The 24,148-nt window shown below is 62.5% G+C and carries 19 protein-coding genes; 10 read left to right on the forward strand and 9 right to left on the reverse strand.

What is annotated here, in order from left to right; translation table 11 throughout:
• The first annotated feature begins 466 nt into the window (after positions 1-466).
• The 4 genes from gltB to LMTR13_RS33945 all read left to right on the forward strand — a co-directional run bounded on the left by gltB (position 467) and on the right by LMTR13_RS33945 (position 9,450).
• Entirely contained in the window at positions 467-5,215 is a 4,749-nt protein-coding gene (gene gltB, locus LMTR13_RS33930) for a glutamate synthase large subunit (RefSeq protein ID WP_065731546.1), read from the forward strand.
• Positions 5,216-5,367: 152 nt separating this feature from the next.
• Positions 5,368-6,825 (forward strand): glutamate synthase subunit beta, encoded by a 1,458-nt coding sequence (locus LMTR13_RS33935; protein ID WP_065731547.1) that lies wholly within the window; start codon positions 5,368-5,370, stop codon positions 6,823-6,825.
• Between the two features lie 115 nt (positions 6,826-6,940).
• Positions 6,941-7,567 carry a hypothetical protein gene (locus tag LMTR13_RS33940; RefSeq protein WP_156795897.1) on the forward strand — a complete coding sequence of 209 codons (627 nt, stop codon included), beginning with the start codon at positions 6,941-6,943 and terminating at the stop codon, positions 7,565-7,567.
• Positions 7,568-7,572: 5 nt separating this feature from the next.
• Positions 7,573-9,450, forward strand: a complete 1,878-nt coding sequence (locus tag LMTR13_RS33945) for a caspase family protein (RefSeq protein WP_065731549.1) — start codon at positions 7,573-7,575, stop codon at positions 9,448-9,450.
• 59 nt (positions 9,451-9,509) lie between these two features.
• Here the strand turns inward: LMTR13_RS33945 and LMTR13_RS33950 are convergent, their stop codons facing one another.
• Positions 9,510-11,216 (reverse strand): outer membrane beta-barrel protein, encoded by a 1,707-nt coding sequence (locus LMTR13_RS33950; protein ID WP_065733195.1) that lies wholly within the window; start codon positions 11,214-11,216, stop codon positions 9,510-9,512.
• Between the two features lie 190 nt (positions 11,217-11,406).
• Between LMTR13_RS33950 and LMTR13_RS33955 the strand changes: the two genes are divergently transcribed.
• A complete protein-coding gene (locus LMTR13_RS33955) occupies positions 11,407-12,420 on the forward strand; it encodes a KpsF/GutQ family sugar-phosphate isomerase (protein ID WP_065731550.1) in 1,014 nt (337 codons plus the stop codon).
• 97 nt (positions 12,421-12,517) lie between these two features.
• Here the strand turns inward: LMTR13_RS33955 and LMTR13_RS33960 are convergent, their stop codons facing one another.
• From LMTR13_RS33960 to hemH, 4 genes are all read right to left on the reverse strand, one after another.
• The gene (locus LMTR13_RS33960; protein WP_156795898.1) at positions 12,518-13,072 is read right to left on the reverse strand and encodes a carboxymuconolactone decarboxylase family protein; all 555 of its coding nucleotides are present in this window, start codon (positions 13,070-13,072) and stop codon (positions 12,518-12,520) included.
• 85 nt (positions 13,073-13,157) lie between these two features.
• On the reverse strand, positions 13,158-13,604 hold the full coding sequence (locus tag LMTR13_RS33965) for an NfeD family protein (RefSeq protein WP_065731552.1): 447 nt from the start codon (positions 13,602-13,604) through the stop codon (positions 13,158-13,160).
• 36 nt (positions 13,605-13,640) lie between these two features.
• Positions 13,641-14,642: an SPFH domain-containing protein gene (locus LMTR13_RS33970; RefSeq protein WP_065731553.1), complete on the reverse strand. Its 1,002-nt coding sequence runs from the start codon at positions 14,640-14,642 to the stop codon at positions 13,641-13,643.
• Between the two features lie 172 nt (positions 14,643-14,814).
• A complete protein-coding gene (gene hemH / locus LMTR13_RS33975; RefSeq protein WP_065733196.1) occupies positions 14,815-15,852 on the reverse strand; it encodes a ferrochelatase in 1,038 nt (345 codons plus the stop codon).
• Positions 15,853-15,946: 94 nt separating this feature from the next.
• Here hemH and LMTR13_RS33980 point away from each other — a divergent pair, with 94 nt between their 5' ends.
• The gene (locus LMTR13_RS33980) at positions 15,947-16,345 is read left to right on the forward strand and encodes an MAPEG family protein (protein ID WP_065731554.1); all 399 of its coding nucleotides are present in this window, start codon (positions 15,947-15,949) and stop codon (positions 16,343-16,345) included.
• 180 nt (positions 16,346-16,525) lie between these two features.
• Here the strand turns inward: LMTR13_RS33980 and LMTR13_RS33985 are convergent, their stop codons facing one another.
• The 4 genes from LMTR13_RS33985 to LMTR13_RS34000 form a co-directional block, all read right to left on the reverse strand.
• Complete coding sequence (locus LMTR13_RS33985) at positions 16,526-16,963, reverse strand: acyl-CoA thioesterase (protein WP_065731555.1); 438 nt, start codon at positions 16,961-16,963, stop codon at positions 16,526-16,528.
• 23 nt (positions 16,964-16,986) lie between these two features.
• Entirely contained in the window at positions 16,987-18,048 is a 1,062-nt protein-coding gene (locus LMTR13_RS33990) for a nickel/cobalt transporter (RefSeq protein WP_236843220.1), read from the reverse strand.
• 38 nt (positions 18,049-18,086) lie between these two features.
• Entirely contained in the window at positions 18,087-18,713 is a 627-nt protein-coding gene (locus tag LMTR13_RS33995) for a DUF1007 family protein (protein WP_065731557.1), read from the reverse strand.
• Between the two features lie 151 nt (positions 18,714-18,864).
• On the reverse strand, positions 18,865-20,955 hold the full coding sequence (locus tag LMTR13_RS34000; RefSeq protein ID WP_065731558.1) for a M3 family metallopeptidase: 2,091 nt from the start codon (positions 20,953-20,955) through the stop codon (positions 18,865-18,867).
• Between the two features lie 174 nt (positions 20,956-21,129).
• On the opposite strand from LMTR13_RS34000, the gene LMTR13_RS34005 reads away from it, so the two are divergent.
• From LMTR13_RS34005 to LMTR13_RS42025, 4 genes are all read left to right on the forward strand, one after another.
• A complete protein-coding gene (locus LMTR13_RS34005; protein ID WP_065731559.1) occupies positions 21,130-21,390 on the forward strand; it encodes a hypothetical protein in 261 nt (86 codons plus the stop codon).
• A gap of 656 nt (positions 21,391-22,046) precedes the next feature.
• Positions 22,047-23,189 (forward strand): type III PLP-dependent enzyme, encoded by a 1,143-nt coding sequence (locus LMTR13_RS34010; RefSeq protein ID WP_065731560.1) that lies wholly within the window; start codon positions 22,047-22,049, stop codon positions 23,187-23,189.
• A gap of 121 nt (positions 23,190-23,310) precedes the next feature.
• Positions 23,311-23,916, forward strand: coding sequence for a GNAT family N-acetyltransferase (locus LMTR13_RS34015; protein WP_065731561.1), 606 nt, complete (start codon positions 23,311-23,313; stop codon positions 23,914-23,916).
• Positions 23,917-23,921: 5 nt separating this feature from the next.
• Entirely contained in the window at positions 23,922-24,077 is a 156-nt protein-coding gene (locus LMTR13_RS42025; RefSeq protein WP_197520958.1) for a hypothetical protein, read from the forward strand.
• Positions 24,078-24,148 lie beyond the last annotated feature (71 nt).

Consider the following 24,148-nt stretch of genomic DNA (forward strand, 5'->3'; position numbering starts at 1 on the left):
AAGCCCCGCAGCCGCCGGGCCTGAGCGGGAGCATTTCGCTTGCTCGCCTGCCGGCCCAAGCCCAATTTCATTGCGAAATCCGGCGGTCCTTGGGCCGGATCGGGGCGCCCCTGTCGCAACCCCCCGCGGGCGGCTTTTCCCCCGCATCACCGAGCGCCAATTCCGCATGCGGGCGAGGACTTTCACGCGCTTGTGTGATAAAGAAAAATTTGGCATGGTCGAAGTTAGGACAGCATCACTGTCTCAATTGCGGGGTGGTCCCGGCACAGGGATTGCAACGAAACCGTGGCGCCGTGAGCGCCAGGGCAGTGCAGGCAAGGCCGTTCCTCAGGGACGTTGAACGGGAAGGCCTGAATTTAAGAAATTGCGGCTCGCGGCGGACGAGCGGTGGCCCAGTGGGTGCCGCAAGCGTCCAAGGTGCGCCGACGATGCGGTGAGGCCCTTAGCCTTTTTTGAGAGGAATGAAATGAGCGGGTCGGAATTCGAGCGCGAAAACATCGTGGCAGAAACCCTGTCGGCGACCGCGGCTTCGAAACCGGCCGACACTTTGCTTGAGGATTCTCGGCGCGAACATGACTGGCGCCCGCCGGCTGTGGGCCTGTACGACCTCGGCCTGGAGAAGGATTCCTGTGGCGTCGGCTTCATCGCCAACATCAAGGGCAAGAAGTCGCACCAGATCGTCTCGGACGCGATCAACATTCTGTGCAACCTCGAGCATCGCGGCGCGGTCGGCGCCGATCCGCGCGCCGGCGACGGTGCCGGCATTCTGGTGCAGATCCCGCACGCGTTCTTTGCGCGCAAGGCCGCCGAACTCGGCTTCAAGCTGCCGGAGCCCGGCCACTACGCGATCGGCGCGCTGTTCATGCCGACGGAGACGGCATGGCGAAAGGTGATCCAGAGCATCATCGCCGAGCAGATCAAGGAAGAAGGCCTCGTGCTGCTCGGCTGGCGCGACGTCCCATCGGACAACGCTTCGCTCGGCGTAACCGTCAAGCCGACCGAGCCCTATCACATGCAGGTGTTCATCGGTCGAAACGGCACAGCGAAGACCGAGGAGGAGTTCGAGCGCAGGCTCTACATTCTGCGCAAGTCGATCTCGCAGGCGATCTATCAGCGCCGCGACCGCGGCATGGCCGGCTATTACCCGGTCTCGCTGTCGTGCCGCACCGTGATCTACAAGGGCATGTTCCTCGCCGACCAGCTCGGCAAATACTATCCCGACCTGCATGAAGCGGATTTCGAGAGCGCGCTGGCACTGGTGCACCAACGCTTCTCGACCAACACCTTCCCGACCTGGTCGCTGGCGCATCCGTACCGGATGATCGCGCATAACGGCGAAATCAACACGCTGCGCGGCAACGTCAACTGGATGGCGGCGCGCCAGGCTTCCGTTCACTCGGAGCTTTACGGCAAGGACATCAGCCGGCTCTGGCCGATCTCCTATGAAGGCCAGAGCGACACCGCCTGCTTCGATAACGCGCTCGAATTCCTGGTGCAGGGCGGCTACTCGCTGCCGCACGCGGTGATGATGATGATTCCGGAAGCGTGGGCCGGCAATCCCTTGATGGATGAGCAGCGCCGCGCTTTCTACGAATATCACGCAGCCCTGATGGAGCCGTGGGACGGCCCCGCCGCGATCGCGTTTACCGACGGCCGCCAGATCGGCGCCACGCTCGACCGCAACGGACTGCGCCCGGCGCGTTATCTCGTCACCAAGGACGACCGCATCGTGATGGCGTCCGAAATGGGCGTGCTGAAGATCCCGGAGGACCAGATCGTCACCAAGTGGCGGCTGCAGCCCGGCAAGATGCTCTTGGTCGATCTCGAACAGGGACGCCTCATTCCCGATGACGAGATCAAGGCGACGCTGGCCAAGAGTCACCCCTACAGCGACTGGCTGCATCGCACCCAGCTCGTCCTGGAGGAATTGCCCGATGCGCCCGTCAAGGGCATGCGTTCGAACCTGCCGCTGCTCGACCGGCAACAGGCATTCGGCTACTCGCAGGAAGACATCAACATCCTGATGACGCCGATGGCGGCAACCGGCGAGGAAGCCGCCGGCTCGATGGGCAACGACACGCCGATCTCGGCGCTTTCGGACCGGCCGAAGCCGCTGTTCACCTATTTCAAGCAGAACTTCGCACAGGTCACCAACCCGCCGATCGACCCGATCCGCGAGGAGCTCGTCATGAGCCTCGTCTCGATCATCGGGCCGCGGCCGAACCTGTTCGACCTGCAGGGCATGGCCTCGACCAAGCGGCTCGAGGTGCGCCAGCCGATCCTGACCGATGCGGATCTGGAGAAGATCCGCTCGATCTCCGATGTCGCGGACACGCATTTCAAGTCGCGCACGCTCGACACCACCTTCCATGCCGGCTTCGGCGCGGCGGGGATGGAGCAGGTGCTCGACGAACTCTGCGCGCGCGCCGAAGGCGCGGTGCGCGAAGGCGTCAACATCATCATCCTGTCCGACCGCATGGCGGGCACGGACCGGATTCCGATCCCCTCGCTGCTGGCCTGTGCCGCCGTGCATCATCATCTGATCCGCACCGGCCTGCGCACCTCGGTCGGCATCGTCGTCGAGTCGGGCGAGCCGCGCGAAGTGCATCATTTTGCGTGCCTGGCCGGTTACGGCGCCGAGGCGATCAATCCATATCTGGCGTTCGAGACCATCATCGCGATGAAGGATCGGCTGCCCGGCGCGCTCGACGACTATGAGATCGTCAAGCGCTACATCAAGTCGATCGGCAAGGGTCTGTTGAAGGTGATGTCCAAGATGGGCATCTCCACCTATCAGTCCTATTGCGGCGCCCAGATTTTTGACGCCGTCGGGCTGAAGGCCGATTTCGTCGCGAAGTATTTTGCCGGCACCCACACCCGCATCGAAGGCGTGGGCCTGGTCGAAATCGCCGAGGAAACGGTGCGGCGCCATACGGACGCGTTCGGCGACGCGGAGGTTTACAAGACCGCGCTCGATGTCGGCGGCGAATACGCCTACCGCACCCGCGGCGAGGACCACGCCTGGACCGCTGAATCCGTATCGACGCTGCAGCATGCCGTGCGCGGCAACTCGCAGGAGCGCTACCGCGCGTTCGCAAAAATCCTCAACGAGCAGTCCGAGCGGCTGTTGACGCTGCGCGGCCTGTTCCGGCTCAAGACCGCCGAGGACGAGAAGCGCAAGCCGGTGAAGCTCGACCAGGTCGAGCCGGCCTCCGAAATCGTCAAGCGTTTCGCCACGGGCGCCATGTCGTTCGGTTCGATCTCGCGCGAGGCGCACACCACGCTTGCGATCGCGATGAACCGGATCGGCGGCAAGTCCAATACCGGCGAGGGCGGCGAAGAGGCCGATCGTTTCAAGCCGATGCCGAACGGCGACAGCATGCGCTCGGCGATCAAGCAGGTCGCCTCGGGCCGCTTCGGCGTGACGACGGAGTATCTCGTCAACTCCGACATGATGCAGATCAAGATGGCGCAGGGTGCCAAGCCCGGCGAAGGCGGACAGTTGCCCGGCCACAAGGTCGACGCGACGATCGCGCGCGTGCGCCATTCGACGCCCGGCGTCGGCCTGATCTCGCCGCCGCCGCATCACGACATCTATTCGATCGAGGATCTGGCGCAGCTCATTTACGACCTCAAGAACGTCAACCCGGACGGCCAGGTCTCGGTCAAGCTGGTCTCCGAAATCGGCGTCGGCACGGTGGCCGCGGGGGTTGCGAAGGCCCGCGCCGACCACGTCACCATTGCGGGCTTCGAGGGCGGCACCGGCGCGTCTCCCCTCACCTCGATCAAGCACGCCGGCAGCCCCTGGGAAATCGGCCTTGCCGAAACCCACCAGACGCTGGTGCGCGAGCGGCTGCGCAGCCGTATCGTGGTCCAGGTCGACGGCGGCTTCCGCACCGGGCGTGACGTCGTGATCGGCGCGCTGCTCGGGGCCGACGAGTTCGGTTTCGCCACAGCGCCCTTGATCGCGGCCGGCTGCATCATGATGCGCAAGTGCCATCTCAACACCTGCCCGGTCGGCGTGGCGACGCAGGATCCCGTGCTGCGCAAGCGCTTCACCGGCCAGCCCGAGCACGTCATCAACTACTTCTTCTTCGTTGCGGAAGAAGTGCGCGAGATCATGGCGCAGCTCGGCTACAAGAAGTTCGACGAGATGGTCGGTCAGACCCAGATGCTCGACCAGTCCACGCTGGTGGCGCACTGGAAGGCCAAGGGGCTCGATTTCTCAAAACTCTTCGTCCGCCAGAAGGAGGAGAAGGGCCAGAAGATCTATCATGCCGAGGCCCAGAACCATCATCTGGAGAAGGTGCTCGACCGCCGCCTGATCGAGAGGGCGCAGGCCGCGCTCGACCGCGGCGCGCCGGTCAGAATCGAGGAAGAGATCAACAACACCGACCGCTCCGCCGGCGCGATGCTGTCGGGAGCCGTTGCGAAGATCTACGGCCATGCCGGGCTGCCGCATGACACCATTCACGTCAGCCTGAAGGGCACGGCGGGCCAGGCGTTCGGCGCGTGGCTTGCCAGGGGTGTCACCTTCGATCTCGAAGGCGAAGGCAACGACTATGTCGGCAAGGGCCTGTCGGGCGGCCGCATCATCGTCAAGCCGCCGAAGAATTCCGGCATCGTGCCGGAAGAATCCATCATCGTCGGCAATACGGTGATGTACGGCGCCATCGAGGGCGAATGCTACTTCCGCGGCATCGCCGGCGAACGCTTCGCGGTGCGTAACTCCGGCGCCATCGCAGTGGTCGAAGGCGCCGGCGATCACTGCTGCGAATACATGACCGGCGGCATCGTCGTGGTGCTCGGCAAGACCGGGCGCAACTTCGCAGCCGGCATGTCCGGCGGCATCGCCTATGTGCTGGACGAGGCCGGCGACTTCGCAAAGCTCTGCAATATGGCGATGGTGGAACTGGAGCCGGTGCTCTCGGAAGAGATGATCAACCAGAACACCTATCACCACACCGGCGATCTCGAATCGCATGGCCGGGTCGACGTGTTCCAGAACCTGCTCGACTCCGACGTGGAGCGGCTGCACGTGCTGATCACGCGCCATGCCAAGCTGACCGGTTCGAAGCGGGCCGCCGAGATCCTCGCGAACTGGAAGGCCTGGCTGCCGAAATTCCGCAAGGTGATGCCGGTGGAATACCGCCGCGCGCTGAAGGAATTGAAGGTGAACGCCGACGCCGAGCCGAAAATCGCGATCGGGGCTTAGCCTTTAGACCCTCATGGTGAGGAGGCGCAAAGCGCCGTCTCGAACCATGAGGCCAACACACGGGCCTTCATCCTTCGAGACGCGGCGCATGCCGCTCCTCAGGATGAGGGTCGAGCGAACAGACGAACGAGATGCAGGGGCATCAGGGTTTAATGGGCAAGATCACAGGTTTCCTCGAGATCGACCGCAACGAACGCAAGTATACGCCGGTCGCCGAGCGGTTGAAGCATTATCGCGAGTTCGTCATTCCCTTGAGCGAGAAGGACACCCGCGACCAGGCCGCGCGCTGCATGAACTGCGGCATTCCCTATTGCCACGGCACCGGCTCGGTCGCACCCGGCACGCCGGGCTGCCCGGTCAACAACCAGATCCCCGATTTCAACGACCTCGTCTATCAGGGCAACTGGGAAGAAGCCTCGCGCAACCTGCACTCGACCAACAATTTTCCGGAGTTCACCGGCCGGATCTGCCCGGCGCCGTGCGAGGCGTCCTGCACGCTCAACATCGACGACAACCCGGTCACCATCAAGACGATCGAATGCGCGATCGTCGACCGCGCCTGGGACAATGGCTGGCTGAAGCCGGAAGTCGCGCCGGCCAAGACAGGCAAGAAGGTCGCGATCGTCGGCTCCGGCCCTGCGGGCCTTGCGGCGGCGCAGCAGCTCGCGCGCGCCGGCCATGACGTCCACGTCTACGAGAAGTTCGCCAAGGCGGGCGGACTGCTTCGTTACGGCATTCCCGACTTCAAGATGGAAAAGCACGTCATCGACCGCCGCGTGGCGCAGATGGAGGCCGAAGGCGTCACGTTCCATTACGGCGTCCACATCGGCGGTACCGCGCAAGGCGCGATCGATCCGCGCGAACTGCTCAACCAGTATGACGCCGTGGCGCTGACCGGCGGCGCCGAAGCCGGCCGCGATCTGCCGATCCCCGGCCGCGATCTCGACGGCATCCATTTCGCAATGGATTTCCTGCCGCAGCAGAACCGCCGCGTCTCCTCCGAGCCGCTCGGCGAGGCAAAGGACATTCTCGCCGGCGGCAAGCATGTCGTCGTGATCGGCGGCGGCGACACCGGTTCGGACTGCATCGGAACTTCGTTCCGGCAGGGTGCGAAGTCCGTCACGCAACTCGAAATCATGCCGGAGCCGCCCGAGCACGAGAACAAGGGCGTGACCTGGCCGAACTGGCCGTTGAAGATGCGGACTTCGTCGAGCCAGGCCGAGGGCGCGAGCCGCGAATTCGCCGTGCTGACGCAAAAATTCTCCGGGGTCGACGGCAAGGTGCAAAAGCTGCACTGCGTGAAGGTCGACGACAAGTTCAAGCCGATTGCCGGCACCGAATTCGAGCTCGAAGCGCAGCTCGTGCTGCTCGCCATGGGCTTCGTGCACCCGGTGCACGAAGGCATGCTGAAGACGCTCGGCGTCGACCTCGACCAGCGCGGCAACGTCCGCGCCAACACGTCCGATTACAAGACCTCGCTGCCGAACGTCTTCTCCGCCGGCGACATGCGGCGCGGGCAGTCTCTCGTCGTCTGGGCAATCCGTGAGGGCCGCCTGTGCGCGCGGGCGATCGATCAGTACCTGATGGGATCGACGACGCTGCCGAGGTGAGCGGTCCTGAGCGCGAGCGATCTTGTCATTCAAGGCCGCTCCCTTTTGAGACCGCTTCAATGTACGATTGTGGTTCACGCTTGATTCTACAGGGTAGATTCTGGTGAGGCCCACAATGACCCAAACGCCATCAAGACCCAGCTTTTATCGTTACCTGCATAATGAGCGAGAATCTCTGGATAGTCATATTCATGATCAAATCCGAGTTCGTCTAGATAAGCGACGAGCAACCCTCCTTGATGAACGCAATGTTCATCGTTATCGCCACGGCGATCGTTGGGCCACTGAAGTATCCAATGACGCTCCCTCCACGATGCATACGATGGCCGCCGAGTCGACCATCCACACAATAGACGTCATCAACCACGAGACAGCTATTATCGAGCGTTACATTGAGGGCATGGTGGAACAACTCTATGCCGACTTGATGAAGCATCTCTATCAAACAGTTGGCGAAGCTGCTGAGTCGCACGGAAATACAATTACACGGAACGAGCATAACGGTGACATTTCTCTCGGCTTTCTAGCTATGCTCCAAAAGATAGAATTTGGGGTAAATCAGTATGGAAGCGCTCAACGACCATCGATCCATATGGCCCCTGGACAAGGACACAAGTTTATCAAGGCTCTCCAAGCTCAGCCCAATGATTATCACCTCAAAGTTGAAGCAACATCGCTTGAGAAGGAGAAGAGTGCCGTAGCTCGAGAAGCAGAGCGCATATCCCGTTTTCGCTGGGAATAGAATAGATGCGAATCTTACTCGCGGTTGGATGTGACGATTATCAGAGAGCCGCAAAGCTAAGTGGAGCCGTCAAAGACGCGAGATCCGTATTCTCGGCGCTTGTTGGAGATCAAGAGCATCAGTATAGCCCTGAACAGTCTAGATTGCTCGCATCTCCAACTGCTGAGCACCTGCGCACTTCGCTTGCGGAGATTCTTTACAACAATACAAACATCACAGTATTCACCCTGTACTTCGCTGGACATGCCGTCGTATTTGACGAAACGCTGTACATCGCACCGATTGATACGCTCACCGACCGCATCCCCGCCACAGCGATCGGTTTCCCCGACATCCTACGGACAACAGCGGGAGCTCGGCCAAAGCAGGCCAATTTCATTATCGATGCCTGCAATTCGGCGGGCCTTGGTTTTGACATCGGATCAATTCTGAAGCGCACCATCGTCGGGAATTCCGACACGATGGGCATATCATTTGTGGCATCCGCTGCGGCCGAAGAGACGGCCAAGGAAACCATCGAAGGCGGCCGATTTACTATAGAGTTTACGAGAATCCTGCGTGGCGATGCGTTCGTCCAACAAGCTAGGCCATTTCTAAGCTTGGCGGAGATTGCGCAACAAATTCAAGCGCAAGGAACGATCGAGAACCAAACGATCTCGTATTGGACTCTAAACCTTCAGGGTCCGAACCTGTTTGCCAAGAATCCGTATTTCTCGGGTTCTGCACAAACGACAGACAGAATAGTCGCGCAGGTCCAGAGGCAAACGATCGGCACAGGCGTTCATGTCGCAGAATTCAAGTCCGCGCTCGCAAAAATCTTAGATGGCGTCGACGAAAGGGCCCTCTCAAGAACTCTCGAGAGCGCATTTTCGAAGATTGAACCCGAACAACGTACGCCGCTTATCTACGGTCTCGCAGAAGGATTGGCCATCGAATTGTCTGAGGCCAACGATAGGTTCCTGGAAACCCGCGTGTATAACGTACTATGCGGGCAGCTCTTAGGACTCTGCCCAACGAATGCGCGAACATTGGCGATCAACGAATTAATCGAATGGCACACAAGCGCCAGCCGGAGAGCGCTCGCGCAACTCAACGACGCGATGGCCACCGATCGAAACGCGCTGATGTTGGATTCTCTTTCGGACCTGTACGAATTACCCATCCGCCTTTCCGACATATTGGGACAGTGCGCGCTCTTCTTCTTTAGCCAAAGCAAATTTTCGGAGAGTGATTCGAAATTGGTTTCAGATGTGGTGCAAAAAATACTCGCTCGCTATGGCAATTCAATTTTGGCGCTGACCGACGATCAAGCGACTGGCTTCCTACTTTTCCTTGAAATGTGCCGACGCAAAGGCTGGTCTAAATATAGCGAAGAGGTGATTGGCCGCCTGTACCATGACATGCATGAAAACTTTGCGAAATGTGGTGCCTATTCGCTCGGTGTGGAACAGCGCCTCTTATTGCTGACGGAGCGGTATCAACACTCCTTCTCGATCACCAAAGATATTTACAACTTTCCTTCAGACCTAGCTACGGTCATCCTGAGCTTCTGCGCGCTTGCCAAATTAGATGAAGCTGTAGATCGGAGTCTGATCAGTATCGATCACACATCGATCAATTATTTCATTCCGGATAATTTTGACCGATTTGGATTGAATGAGGGTCTCGTTGGCACAAACTACACCATTACCCTCGGTCGCGATTTTTGGCGATGTATTGATCTTCGTCGAATACTGCTGAATGATCTTCTCCCGAGGCTAAACGCATCAAGTTCGAGTTTGAGTTGGCAGGATAGCTTTTGCTCTGTAGCATCTGCGTTGGCGTTGAGAGATCGTTTGCCTTGGCACATCGTTCATAAGCACGCTGCCGAGATATCCCTCTGAAGCAAAAGGGCGTGCTTGTGGGTCAAGCCGCCCGGCCCTGTCGACGGTGTCCGAGCACTCTAATGCTGCAGCCTCACCCCCAGCATCATCACCGTCGACGCCGTGCTGTTCCCCGGCAGGTTCGAATCCAGCCAGTCGCGCCGCAGTGTGCCGCGGAGCCAGACGTTGCGGTTCATCTTGTAGATGGCTTCGCCCGACACCGTGTAGATCTTGTCGCGTCTGGGATTGCCCTGGTAGTCGAGCGATCCCCAGGTGAACTTGCCGATCGCGGTCAGCCAGCGGCGGAAATCATGATCGACCTCGACGGTGTAAACATGCGTCAGCACGCCGGACGTGCCGGGCAGCGTGGTCTCCGTGATCGTGGTGTCGGAATAGAACTTCGCCGTCGTCAGCGGCGTTGCGGTCCAGACCAGCGAGGACGAGACGAGCAGGCCTTCCAGGCGATCGAGCCTCGGATCGACATAGTCGCGCGCGGCGTAGCCGACGGCGATTTCGCCGGTCAACAGCCGCGAGAATTCGAAGCTGCTGCCGCCCTTGACGTAACCGCCACTGGAATCACGCGCAAATCCGGCACGGTCCAGCTTCACATCATGCACGCGGCTGTCGCCCTGCACTTCCACGAACGGCTTTATACCCGGCTTCAAATCATAGCTGACGCGGCCGACGCCACCATACTGGCTGAAATTGCGGTCGTCGTTGGTGGTTGAGGTGCCGTCGGTAAGTTTCGAGTTGGTGTAGTCGGTGCGATCGACGGTGGCGCCGGCGGAAACCTGCAGCCGGTTGAACGTCTGGTCGACCCCGATGGTGCTGCCGACCGTGGTGAAGATCGGATATCTGGCGAGACCGGCCTGCACGTTCGGGCTGCCGGGATTGTCGGTCGAGACGAACAAGCGTCCCTGCGCGGTCAGCCTCGTGTCGCGGCTGACGTCGAGCCGGCCGTCGACGTGGCCGATGAAATTGGGCCGATCAATATCGAGCGGCGCCGACAGCGGCGTGCCGTCCGCGTTCGGCGTGAGATTGCTGCCGTAGCCGGTGAAGGAGCCGCGGAGATCGGCCACCAGCGCATGACGCTCCCAGTCGGAGATCGCCAAAAATTCAGGCGCGATCACATAAAACGGTTTGCCTTGCGCGGCGGCGAGCCGGCCCGGATTGGTGTCGTAGCCGCCGGAGAATTCGACCGCGGATTTGATCAGGAAGCTGCCGGCGTAATCGCCGACCGCGCCGAACGGATCGTCGTCGATCCGGAGACGCTTGCGCGGCGGTTGACCCACCACGGTGCCTGCCATCGCTGGCGGGATAGGGGTTTTGTGCGCCGTCTCCGATGGGGGAATCGACAGCCGCAGTCGCGTATTCGACGCAATCGGCGGCGGCGGACTACCGGGACCGACCGGCGGTTTCGGCTTCGCCTGCCCCGGATAGTATTTCGGCTTCTTGCGCTTGCGGTTGAGTGAGTCGTAGCCGATGTCGGCTGCGCCGCTCGCGGCCGGCAGACCGTATTTCGGGATCTGTCCGATCCGCGACGGCGCGGGCTTGTCGCCCTCCTGCAGCTTCGGACTGTTGAGGGGATCGTTCACCTCTGCCGCCGTCCGGCGCAGCGGCGAATCCGGCGGCGCCATCTGGCTGGTGCGCCTTGAGCTGAACAGATCCGGCGTGACGGTTTGCGCTCGCGCTGCGGTTCCGGTCAGGGCGATCAGCGCAAGGCACGGCAAGGCTGCGCGAAAGAGGCGCGCGCGGCTGTTCCGGCCCGTTGCTGGCCCCGCCCTCACGATAAAAATATACTCCAACAAAAACAGATACTTGAAGGACGCACGCCGCACGCTCGCGGAACACGTCGTTAATGGAGTTAAAACAATTATGGTTAATGGGCCGTTGAGGGCGGCTGCCCGCGTCGCATCGCCAGACGGCCCATGCTATGCAGGGGTTCGGGGCGCGAAGCCCCTCCTCCCTGGGACAGACATGGCCAATCCGAATCCGCTGATGGTACAATCATCCGGCTCCGATCCCGCTGACTCCGCCGTCCAATCGGCGCTGCGCACGCTCGACGCCGAGGGCAGCGGCATCGCCGCGATCACGGCGGCACTGCAGTCCGACCTTCGCCCGCCCTTTGTCGCCGCCGCCGATCTGATCCGGAACGCCAAGGGACGGCTGATCGTCACCGGGCTCGGCAAGTCGGGTCATATCGGCCGCAAGATCGCCGCGACCTTCGCCTCCACCGGCACGCCAGCGTTTTTCGTCCATGCCGCCGAAGCAAGCCATGGCGACCTCGGCATGATCACCGCCGATGACGTCATCCTGGCGCTATCATGGTCCGGCGAGCAGCCGGAGATGAAGAATCTGATCAGCTACGCCGCGCGCTTCCGCATTCCCGTGATCGCCATGACGGCGGAGCGCGAATCGTCCCTCGCCAAGGCCGCCGACGTCGCGCTGACGCTGCCGAAGGCGCGCGAAGCCTGCCCGCACAACCTCGCGCCCACCACCTCTTCCCTGATGATGCTGGCGCTCGGCGACGCGCTGGCGATCGCGTTATTGGAAGGCCGCGGCTTTACCTCGGTCGATTTCAGCGTGCTGCATCCCGGCGGCAAGCTCGGCGCGCTCCTGAAATACACCCGCGACCTCATGCATACCGGCGACGCGGTGCCGCTGAAGCCGCTCGGCACCAGCATGTCCGAGGCGCTGGTCGAGATGACGTCCAAGGGCTTCGGCTGCGTCGGCATCGTCGACGCGCGCGGCCACATCGTCGGCATCGTCACCGACGGCGATCTGCGCCGCCATATGGGGCCGGGCCTGATGACGGCATCCGTCGACGAGGTGATGACGAGGAATCCGAAGACGATCGACCGCGACGTGCTGGCCGGCGAGGCGCTGGAGATCCTCAACTCCTCGAAGATCACGACGCTGATCGTGACCGACGCCCACAAGCCGATCGGCATCGTGCATCTGCACGATTTTTTGCGCGCGGGCGTGGCGTAGATCGCGACCTCTCCACGTCATTGCGAGGAACGCAAGCGACGTAGCAATCCATCTATTCGTTATGCCGCGAGTGGATTGCTTCGCTCGCAATGACGGGTCAGGCCCTCGGAAATCTCGCCGCGTTCTCCTCCAGCGGCAGCGCCAGTCCGTTCGCGAGGTACGACACGGTGCGATAGAATCCGCACAGCAGGATGATCTCGAATATTTTTGCCTCTTCATAATGCTCCGACAGCCCCGCGAACTCGGCGTCATCAAGCGTCGCGCGTTCGTGCAGTGCATCGACCGCGGCGATCAGCGCCTGCTCAGCGGCAGACCAGCACGCGTCGGTGGCGGCGCCCAGCACGGTGACGCGGACCTGCTCTTCCGTCAGATGCGCGGCTTCCGCGAACGTCGTGACATGCACGCCCCATTCATACTCGCAGCCCGTCCGCGCGCAGGTGCGGTCGATGACGATCTCGCGCTCCCGCAAACTGAGCGGCCCGCGATCCAGCAGGCTGCCGGCGCGGAATTTCTCCCAGGTGCGGGCGTTGCCGGCCATGACGCGAAACAGCACCAGCGGCGGCGCGCCGCGCATGATGCGGTCGAACTGCTCGGCAATGTCCGTTGCATAAGGCGGCTCAAGTGGCGCGATCCGCGGCATGGTTTGTGACACGGCCAACTCCTTCGCTACGAATAATGTAGCATCATGCTACATTTTTCGTAGCTAAATGCAAGGAGGGCGGTTAGTCCGAGGCGAACTAAGCCGCCGCCACGGTCAGGCTGGCGCCATCGACCTGCACGACCCTGACGCGGCTGCCGGCCGGCGCGTCGGGGCCGGCAACACGCCAGATCGTATCGTCGATCCGCACAGTGCCGGTGCCCCCGACGATCGGCTTTTCCAGCGTGAATTCCCGGCCGATCAGTGCCTTAGTCCGTTTGTTGAGGAACGGGTTGCTGATGCTGCTGCTCGATGCGCTGCGCGCAAAGTGCCGCCACGCCGGTACCGCGGCGACCGCGAATACCGCGAACATCAGGAGCTGCGTCTGCCAGGACGGGTTGATCGCAAACGACACGAGCCCGACTAGGAGCGCCGCGAGCCCGAGCCAGAACATGAAGACCCCCGGCGCGAGCAATTCCAGCGCCATCAGGACGAAGCCGAAGATCAGCCAATTCCAGGCGCCCAACGTCGAAAACATCTCGGCCATGACACGAACCCCTAATCAATCTTCCACATCAAGCTCTCACCGCTGCGGCGCCACCGGCGGCGGGGTGGGACCCGTATTCGGCACCGAGGGCGTCCGTCGCGCGGCCGCCACAGCAGAAGTCGCAGCTTCGCCGAAGGTCGCCTTGGCGATCTCGCCGATGCCGGCGAGCGAAGACAGCACGGAAGTGGCTTCCAGCGGGATCATCAGGATCTTCTGGTTCGGCGATTCCGCGAACTGTCCGAACGCCTTGATGTACTTGTCGGCGATAAAATAGTTCAGCGCGGCGACATCGCCCTTGGCGATCGATTCGGAGACCATCTGCGTCGCCTTGGCTTCCGCCTCCGCCAGGCGCTCGCGCGCTTCGGCGTCACGGAAGGCGGCTTCGCGGCGACCTTCGGCCTGCAGAATCTGGCCCTGCTTGGCGCCCTCGGCACGCAAGATTTCCGACTGGCGCTGGCCCTCGGCCTGCAGGATGTCGGCGCGCTTGACGCGCTCAGCCTTCATCTGCCGGCCCATCGCCTCGACCAGGTCGGCCGGCGGCACGATGTCCTTGATCTCGATGCGGTTGACCTTCAGACCCCATGGCGACACCGCCGCATCGACCACGCGGAGCAGCCGCTCGTTGATCTCGTCGCGATGCGACAGCACCTGGTCGAGGTCCATCGAACCCATCACCGAGCGGATGTTGGTCATGGTCAGCACGATGATGGCGTGCTCGAGATTGGCGACCTCGTAGCTCGCTTTCGCGGCATCAAACACCTGGAAGAACGCGACGCCGTCGACCGTCACGGTGGCGTTGTCCTTGGTGATCACCTCCTGCTCGGGGATGTTGATCACCTGCTCCATCATGTTCATCTTGCGGCCGACGCGGTCGAAGTAGGGAATAATGAGATTCAACCCGGGCGCGAGCGTGCGGGTGTATTTGCCGAACCGCTCGATGGTCCAGTCATAGCCCTGCGGCACCGTCTTGACGCCCGCGAACAACGTAACAATGACAAGCAGAACAAAGGCGATCGCGAAAATATCGAAGCCACTCATAAAGTCCCTCCAAAGCCGGCAAGGTGCGTTACCGGGCGCGGTCTGTCATTTTGTCGGCAAAGGCGCGGCGCCGGTTCAGCCGGCCGTTCTCGAGTTATGGTTATAGCTAGGGAACGTTCTGCGGGCCACCAGATGTTCTCGGCGCGGAACGGCGAGTTGGTTGTCGAGGTGGTTAAATCCAGCCTTGAAGCTCGCGCAAGACGAGCTGGCGGATGACGTCCATGCCGGGCTCGCTATCGTTCAGGCAGGGAATCGCTGAAAACTGCTCGCCGCCATTGTGCCTGAAGATCTCGGCATTTTCCTGCGCGATCTCCTCCAGCGTCTCCAGGCAATCGGCGGAGAAGCCGGGTGTCACGACGGCAATGCGCTTCACGCCGTCTTTCGCCAATTTTTCGATGGTCTTGTCAGTATAGGGCTGCAGCCACTCGTCGTTGCCGAAGCGCGATTGAAACGTAAGAAGCAGCTTCGAGGCATCAAGGCCCAAGCGCTGGCGCAGGCTTTCCGTTGTTGCGACGCACTGGACGTAATAGGGATCGCCCTTGTCGACGTATTTCTGCGGCATGCCGTGAAAGGACGCCACGATCAGTTCGGGCTGAAACGGCAGGGACGCCAGATGTTCTGACATCGAAACGGCAAGTGCTTCGATGTAATCGGGATCGTCGTAGTAAGGCGGGCTCACCCGCAGCGTCGGCTGCGCGCGCATGTCGGCGAGCGCGCGAAACACCTCGTCGCAGACGGTCGCCGAGGTCGCCCCGGAATACTGCGGATAGAGCGGCACCACCAGCAGGCGATCGCAGCCTTGCGCAGCCAGCGCATCGATGCGCGAGCGGATCGACGGATTGCCGTAGCGCATCGCCCAATCGATCACGACGTGCTCGCGATCGGCGATCGCTTCCGCGAGCTTCTCTGCCTGCGACCGGGTGATGGTCTTGAGCGGGGATTCGCCTCTCTCGGCGTTCCAGATCTTCTGGTAGTCGCGCGCCTTCTTGGCCGGACGCACGCGCAGAATGATGCCGTTGAGGATCAGCTTCCAGACGAGGCCCTGATCCTCGATTACGCGCGGATCGGAGAGGAATTCCTTCAGATAGACCCGCACGCCCCGGGCATCGGCGGTATCGGGCGTACCGAGATTGACCAGCAGCACGCCGATGCGTTGCGGCTGGGTTGCCGGCACAGGCTTCGCACCGCCAAGGGGGACGACCACGGTCATGATTTCGATGGCTTCGCGCGTTGCACCATCCTTGTCAAGATAACCGCCGGTTCGGTACGCTTCCCAAATTGCCGCGGGGCGCGCGGGAGGAACCATGACGATCGCCGAATGGTGCGTTTTCGGAACGCTGCTGCTCTATCTGCTGACGATCGCATCGGTCAAATGGGCCGCCTACGGCCGTTTCGACAATGCCAAGCCGCGCGATCCGGCCTTCTACCAGGATCCGCTTCGCGCCCGCGCGCTCGGCGCGCATCAGAACGGCATCGAGGCGTTTCCGTTCTTTGCCGTCGCCGTACTGCTGGCGGAGTTTCGGCTGGGGCCGCAGCGGCTGATCGACGAACTCGCAATTCTCTTCGTGATCGTGCGGATCGCCTACGTCTTCACCTATCTCGGCAACCGCCCGACGCTGCGCTCGATCCTCTGGAGCCTCGGGTTTGCGATCAACATCGCGATCTTTTTCATGCCGGCGTTCAAGGGGTACTTGCCGGTGTAGGATCGGCTTATCGCCGGATGAATTGCTGCCGTCCCTGCAAACGTAGTGACCCATAACCACCGTCGTTGATTGTCGAAGGAAAGTCGACAACCATCTTGCCAAGATAACGTCCGCCGCGGCGTATAAATTGCGCTGGTGCGATGACGCTGGAGATAGTTTCGCGCTCTCGCAACGCAAATCTCACGCCGCCAAATGCCGCTCCCGCGTCGCGATCAGGTCGCGGATCTCCTTCGATATCGGGACCGGGCGATGCGTCTTCTGATCGGTGTTGACCCAGACGATCTCGCCGGTCACGAGTGCGTCGCTGCCGCCTTTGAGGAAAATCGCGAGTTCGAATGTCAGACTCGAATTGCCGATCCGCGCCACCCGCGCGCCGACGTCGAGCTCCCAGTCGAACCGGACCGGCGCCTTGTATTCGATGACCGATTTCACGACGTGGAAATCGACGCCGCTCTTCTTGGCGTCGGCGTACTGGTCATACCCGAGCGCGCGAAAATATTCGGTGATGGTGGTGTCGAAATAGGTCAGGTAATGCGCGTTGAAGACGACGCCCTGGCCGTCGATTTCGGAATAGCGCACCCGGAACGGATGGAAGAACCAGAATTGCTCGCGTGACATGGGATTCCAGTTCGTAGCGTGGATCAAAGACACGTCGCGCGTTCGGCGGCGAGATAGCCGAACAACAGGCCGAGGCCGAACAGTAGCACCAGCCCGGCGGCGCCGAATTCGATGCCGCGCATGATCAGCACGCCGCCGCCTTCGCGTCCGGCGCTCAGCCGTTTTGCCAGACCTTTCGCCGATACGGCGATTACGGCAATGGCGGCGACCGTGATTGCGGTGCCGAGGCCCATCACGAAGGTTGCGGCGATGCCGGCCAGGAACAGGCCCTGTGCCAGCGAGAATACCAGCACCAGGATCGCTCCCGAGCAGGGCCGCATGCCCACGGCAAAGATCGTACCCAAGCCGCGCCGCCAGCCGCCGGGGCCGGCGAGCTGATCCGGGGTCGGCCCGTGCGAATGGCCGCAATGCTCGTCATGAACATGGGCATGGCCGTGATCGTGGTGATGTCCCTGGTCGTGATGATGACCATGGTCATGATGTCGGTGATGCGCGTGCTCATGATGATCATGATCGTGATGATGGGCCGTGACCGACACCATCGCCAGCTCCGGCTTCGCCTGCAGCGCGCGCATAAAGCCGCCGCCCTTGGTCCAGACCAGCCGGGCGCCCAACGCCGCGATCAGCGCGTAGCTGACGATCTCGATCGCCTTCTCCGCGCTGCACATCGTCTTGGCGGTGGAGGAGAGCAGCCAGGCGAAGACGGCTACGATGGCGACCGCCACCAGCGCCTGCAAGAGCGCCGAGGCGAACGACAGCACGATGCCGCGTCCCGCGGTTTCCTCGTTGGCGACAAGGTAGGACGAGATCACCGCCTTGCCGTGGCCTGGGCCGGCGGCATGAAAAATGCCGTAAGCAAAGGAGATTCCGAGCAGCGTCCAGACCGCGCTGCCGTCCGATTTCGCCGCGCGGATGGTCGCCGACATTTCGCGGTAGAATTCGGATTGCTTGGCCAAAATCCATCCGATCACGCCGCCGACCTGCGGCTCGGCCGCGGGACGTGGACCGCCGAACGGATTCTGCGCCATCAGCGCATGCAAGGCGGCATCGAAAACCACAACGGCCGCGATCGCTGCGGCCGTCATTGCGATCCCTCGCGCGAGGCTTGTGGGGAGCATCAGCCTCACGGGCAGTTCACCATGATCTTGTTGGCGAACATCGCGCCATAGTTGGAATTGTCGCCGTTCATGAAGTTCTGCTCGTTCAGGCGCTGGGTGTTGGCGGTCTCGTCATTCGGCCGCTGGAACTGCAACTGGCAGGCAGCGGGCGCGCCAACCAGCCTGATCGGGTCCTTGTCTTCGAACTTGAAGTCGATGAAATAGGAAGGATCGAATACTTCCAGCGCCAACTGCTTCGATGTCGCCGGTGCCTTCAGCGGCAGCACGAAATGCAGCGTCAGCGCGCTGTCCTTGTATTCGAGATAATAGTCGACCGGCTCCTCGAATTTCGCTTTCTTGCCGTCGGTCTTGACGAAGGTGAAGTAGGCGAAGTCCTTCAGCGACTCGACATTGGTCTGCGCCAGCGGTGCCAGTTCCTCGCGGGTGTAGACGCCCTTGGTCTTGGTCGCGACGCCCTGCAGCGCGTAGGTCGAGAACATGTCGTCGAACGTCCAGGCGTGGCGCACGCCGGTCATCGCGCCGTCGGGCGCGTAGACCACCTCGCTTCTGGCGGTGATCCAGACATGGGGATGGGCCTGCGCGGACGGTACGCCGAGCAACAACGCGGCGATCAAGCCGAACACTCCGAGCATTACACGTAACACATCATCCCTCCGAAGGCGGAGACCGATACGCCGTGTCGTCTCTTTTTGGTAGTGTGGCAAAGGCTTTTCCTTCACAACGAACACCAGGGGTTATGGGTCCCTGCGTTCGCAGGGACGACTCGTGGGCGGCGCCGGCCAGTCAGGCCGCCGGCGTTACTTCAAGCAGGCCGCGACGGCGCAACAGCGCGTCGGCCTCCGGCTCACGGCCGCGGAAGGCGACATAGGCGTCCTCGGGGTCGCGCGAGCCGCCCGACGAATAGATGTCGTCGTGCAGGCGCTTTGCCACCGCGGGATCGAAGATGTCGCCGGCCTCCTCGAATGCGCCGAAGGCATCCGCATCCATCACTTCCGACCACATGTAGCTGTAATAGCCGGACGCATAATGATCGCCGGAGAAGATATGGCCGAATTGGGTCGGCCGGTGCCGCAGCGCGATTTCGGCGGGCATGCCGATCTTTTCCAATTCCGCCTTTTCGAACGCGGCAACATCGCGGCTGGCCGCGGCCGGCTGGGTATGGAATTCGAGATCGATCAGCGCCGAGGAGACGAACTCGACTGTGGCAAAGCCCTGGTTGAATTTTCGCGCGGCGAGGAAGCGCTGCAGCAGGTCGTCCGGCAGCGGCTCGCCGGTCTGGTAGTGCTTGGCGAACTGCCGCAGCACCTGCGGCTGTTCCTGCCAGTGCTCGTAGAGCTGCGAGGGCAGCTCGACGAAATCGGTGAACACGGAGGTCCCCGACAACGAGGGATAGGTCACGTTGGACAGCATGCCGTGCAGGCCGTGGCCGAACTCGTGGAACAAGGTGCGCGCGTCGTCCGGCGACAGCAGCGACGGCTGGCCGTCCGCACCCTTGGCGAAATTGCAGACATTGATGATCAGCGGGGCGACGTCGACGTCGAGCTTCTGCTGGTCGCGCAGCGAGGTCATCCAGGCGCCGGAGCGTTTCGAGGGCCTCGCGAAATAATCGCCATAGAACAGCGCCTTGTGCTTGCCGTCGGGCCCCTTCACTTCCCAGACCCGGACATCCGGATGCCAGACCGGAATGTCCTTGCGCTCGGAGAAGGTGACCCCGAACAGGCGGGTGGCACAGTCGAAGGCGGCCTCGATCATGTGGTCGAGCACCAGGTAGGGTTTGATCGCCGCATCGTCGAAATCGGCGCGGCGCTGGCGAAGCTTTTCGGCGTAGTAGCGCCAGTCCCACGGCGCCAGTGCGAAGTTGCCGCCCTCCTCCGCGATCAGCGCCTGCAGCGCGTCGCGGTCGGCGAGCGCCCGCTCCCGGGCCGGCTTCCAGACCCGCTCCAGGAGGCCGCGCACCGCCTCCGGCGTCTTGGCCATGGAATCCTCGAGCCGGTAGGCAGCGTAGGTCGGAAAGCCCATGATCTTGGCGGCCTCCTCGCGGAGCGCGAGGATCTCCACGATGGTGGCGTTGTTGTCGTTGGCGTTGCCATTGTCGCCCCGCGCGGTGAAGGCCCGATACAGCTTCTCGCGCAGGTCGCGGCGGGAGGAGCTCTTCAGGAACGGCTCGACCGAGGAGCGCGACAGCGTCACGATCGCCTTGCCTGTCATGCCCCGCTCTTCGGCAGCCGCCTTGGCCGCGGCGACGAAGGCCTCGGGAAGGCCGTCGCGGTCGTCCTCGCCGAGCTCCATGAACCAATCCTGCTCGTCGCCGAGCAGATGGTGGCTGAAGGAGGTGCCGAGCTGGGCCAGCCGCTCGTTGATCTCGGCCCGGCGCTTCTTGGCGACCTCGTCGAGGCCGGCACCGGCGCGGTAGAAATTGGTGTAGGTGCGCTCCAGCAGCCGCATCTGCTCGCCGGTCAGGCCGAGCGTGGCGCGGTTCTCGTGCAGCAGCGCGATCCGGCCGAACAGCACCGCGTTCATCATGATCGGGTTCCAGTGCCGCGCCATCCGCAGAGACACCTCCTTGTCGATCTCGAGGATCGCCGGGTTGGAGTGCGCGGAGACTAGGTCGTAGAACACGGCAGAGACCTTCGCGAGCAGCTTGCCCGAGCGCTCCAGCGCCGTGATGGTGTTGGCGAAGTCCGGCACTGAGGGATCATGGGTGATCGCCGCGATCTCGGCGGCGTGATCGGCAAAGGCCTGCTCGAAGGCCGGCAGGAAATGTTCCGGCTCGATCTCGGCAAAAGGCGGTGTCTCGAACGGCGTCTGCCACGGCCGGAGCAGCGGGTTTTCGCCAGCTTCCGAAGGGGCCGCCGTCTGCAGGGTTTCTGACATCACAATTCCCGTTTTTGCCTCGTTTTCTTGGGCTGAAACCGGCACCGATTTCGCTCGAAAACGCTCCAGAAGATGCGGCAATCTATAGCACGCGATGCGGCATTTTTGGGCCTTTTGCGCTTGATAGATGGGGCCTTTTCGGAGAGATTGCGCCCCCAGAACAGGACCTTTTCCATGAGCCCACAGCCCGCCTCCACCTCCTCCGGCACGATCGCCTGGCCGAGCGTCATCACCGTCATCTCGGCGGCGATCCTGATCGGCGCGGAAGTTTTCGGCGCGGCATTTGCCGGCGGCTGGGCGCTCGCGATCCTGCTCGGACTCGACGACACCAGCGCGCACATCCTGCAGGCGGTGCTGTTCGGCATCGGCGTGCTGATCATGGTGGCGTTCGTCCGCGCCGCGCAGCGCATCGAGCCGTTCTTCAAGCGCGCCTGACGCGCGTTCAAGAAAGCGCTGCGGCACAGGCGCTGAATCGTTTTTCGCCCGCCTAAGAAATCTTAACTTCCATTCATGTTTGTCGTGAGCCGTGCGCGCTGCGAACGCTTTCGTAATCACGCGCGCGGGAAATTTGTCCCCAGCCTAAAAAAATTCTTGCGCGGCAGAATCAAAAGTCTTATTTCCAGCCTTGCCCAATTTCGCACGTGCCTGTGGTCGTGTGTCAGTCGGTAGGTATCCGGACAAGAGGCCGGACAGCCGCCAAGGGATGAAGAACCGAGGGTCGCTCCCGTTCGAGTGGCCAGCATCTCTCTCAAGGGATGCCGTTGAAGGTCTCTCCATCCTTTGCAACCGTGACTGGCAGCCGGAGGCGAACCGGCGCACCCCGCTCTCAACGGGGGACGCGACTTAAAGCAACGACGGATCGGGCTTTTTTGGTCTCTACCGGCATTCCACCGCCGGCGCGGGCTACTGAAAAGGCTTGTCCTTCATTGCCAGGTGTGCGGGCGGGAAATTCCCAACCAATCCACGGCAGCACAATTCGGATTTCGAGTTCGAGGCTTCGTCGCGTCTCCATCGTGCGGCAACGCCAAAGCACTCACGTCCGAGATCAAATTTGAACGGGTCCTTGTCGCAAAGGCCGTTTGGAGGGTGCTATGACCGAACGTATTCAGGAATTCCTGCGCAACCGTCGCAGCGAGGGCCAGGACACCGAGCCGTGCCTCGTGGTCGACCTCGAAGTCGTGCGCGACAACTACCAGACCTTTGCCAAGGCGCTGCCGGACAGCCGCGTGTTCTATGCGGTGAAGGCCAATCCTGCGCCCGAAGTGCTGTCGCTGCTCGCCTCCATGGGCTCCTGCTTCGACACCGCGACCGTTGCCGAAATCGAGATGGCGATGGCGGCGGGTGCGACGCCGGACCGCATCTCCTATGGCAATACGATCAAGAAGGAGCGCGACATCGCGCGCGCCTTTGCGCTCGGCATTCGCCTGTTCGCGGTCGACTGCGCTGCAGAGGTCGAGAAGATCGCTCGCGCCGCTCCCGGCGCAAAGGTGTTCTGCCGCATCCTTTATGACTGCGCCGGCGCCGAGTGGCCGCTGTCGCGGAAGTTCGGCTGCGACCCGGAGATGGCGGTCGAGGTGCTCGACCTCGCCAAGCGCCTGGGGCTGGAGCCGGTCGGCATCTCGTTCCATGTCGGCTCGCAGCAGCGCAAGGTGAAGGCGTGGGACCGTGCGCTGGCGATGGCCTCGACGGTGTTCCGGGACTGCGCGGAGCGCGGGATCAACCTGTCCATGGTCAACATGGGCGGCGGCTTCCCGACCAAGTACCTCAAGGACGTTCCTCCGGTCGTGCAGTACGGCCGGTCGATCTTCCGTGCGCTGCGCAAGCACTTCGGCAACCAGATCCCGGAGACCATCATCGAGCCGGGCCGCGGCATGGTCGGCAATGCCGGCGTGATCGAGACCGAAGTCGTCCTGATCTCCAGGAAGAGCGACGAGGACGAGGTGCGCTGGGTCTATCTCGACATCGGCAAGTTCGGCGGTCTCGCCGAGACGATGGACGAGTCGATCCGCTACGCCATCCGCACGCCGCATGACGGCGCGGAGATGACGCCGTGCGTGCTCGCGGGGCCGACCTGCGACAGCGCCGACGTGCTGTACGAGAAGCTGCCGTATCCGCTTCCGGTGACGCTCGAGATCGGCGACAAGCTGCTGATCGAAGGCACCGGGGCGTACACGTCGACCTACTCGTCGGTGGCGTTCAACGGCATCCCGCCGCTCAGGACCTACCACATCTGATCGGCCTCGTTTGAGGCTTGAATAGCGGGAGCCGGTGCGCCGGCTCCCTCCCCGTCATTTGCGAATTTTTGACAACGCTTTGCGCGGCAAGCTTGCCGTTGCGAGCGGGGACTGACGTGCCATGACTGCTTTGCGGAAGACCACCCTTGCCCTAACCCCCGAGGCCGCTCCGTTCGCGATCCGTGCGGAAAAAGCCTCGGACGTCGCCGCGCGTGAAGCGCTGCTGGATGCCTGCTTCGGCGCAAACCGCCATGCCCGCACCTGCCAGCGCCTGCGCGACGGACGCGCGCCCGCCGAAGGCCTCAGCCTGTTGGCTGTGAGCCAGGGCCGGCTGGTCGGGACCGTTCGGTTGTGGCACGTCAGCGCCGGGGGCATCCCGGCGCTCATGCTCGGCCCGCTGGCGGTGGAGGCCTCCTCCCGCCAGCTTGGGGTCGGGGCTGCGCTGATGGACCACGCGCTTGCGGCGGCGAAGGCGCGTGGCCATCGCGCGGTAATCCTGCTGGGCGATGCGCCCTACTACGCCCGCTTCGGCTTCTCTGCCGCGAAGACCGGCGAGCTGTCGCTGCCGGGCGCCTTCGAGCGCGACCGCCTGCTCGGCCTGGAGTTTTGCGAAGGCGCGCTCGACGGCGCCCGGGGCATGATCGTTCCAACCGGCGCACGTTTGCCGAAAACAAGGGCAGTGCGCGCCAGGAAGGCGAAGGCCCTGCTCCTGCCGCGGGTGGCCTGAAGGCCATGCCGGCGAACCTCCCCGTGCGCCCGCGCTGGCGCAGCGCCGTCACGACCGTCCTCCTGATCATGATCTCGGTCATGATCGTCAGGGACATTCTCGTGCGTCGCTGGAGCGCCGGCGCGCCGCCGGCCTCCGACCTCACCCGATATTCCCGGTGACGCCGCGAGGGGTTGCGCGCGCCGGGGAAAAACCCTTAAACCGCGCCCATCCCGCCGCCGGATCATTCCCA

Origin of the sequence: Bradyrhizobium icense, from assembly GCF_001693385.1 — a bacterium.
GTDB classification, from domain to species: Bacteria; Pseudomonadota; Alphaproteobacteria; order Rhizobiales; family Xanthobacteraceae; genus Bradyrhizobium; species Bradyrhizobium icense.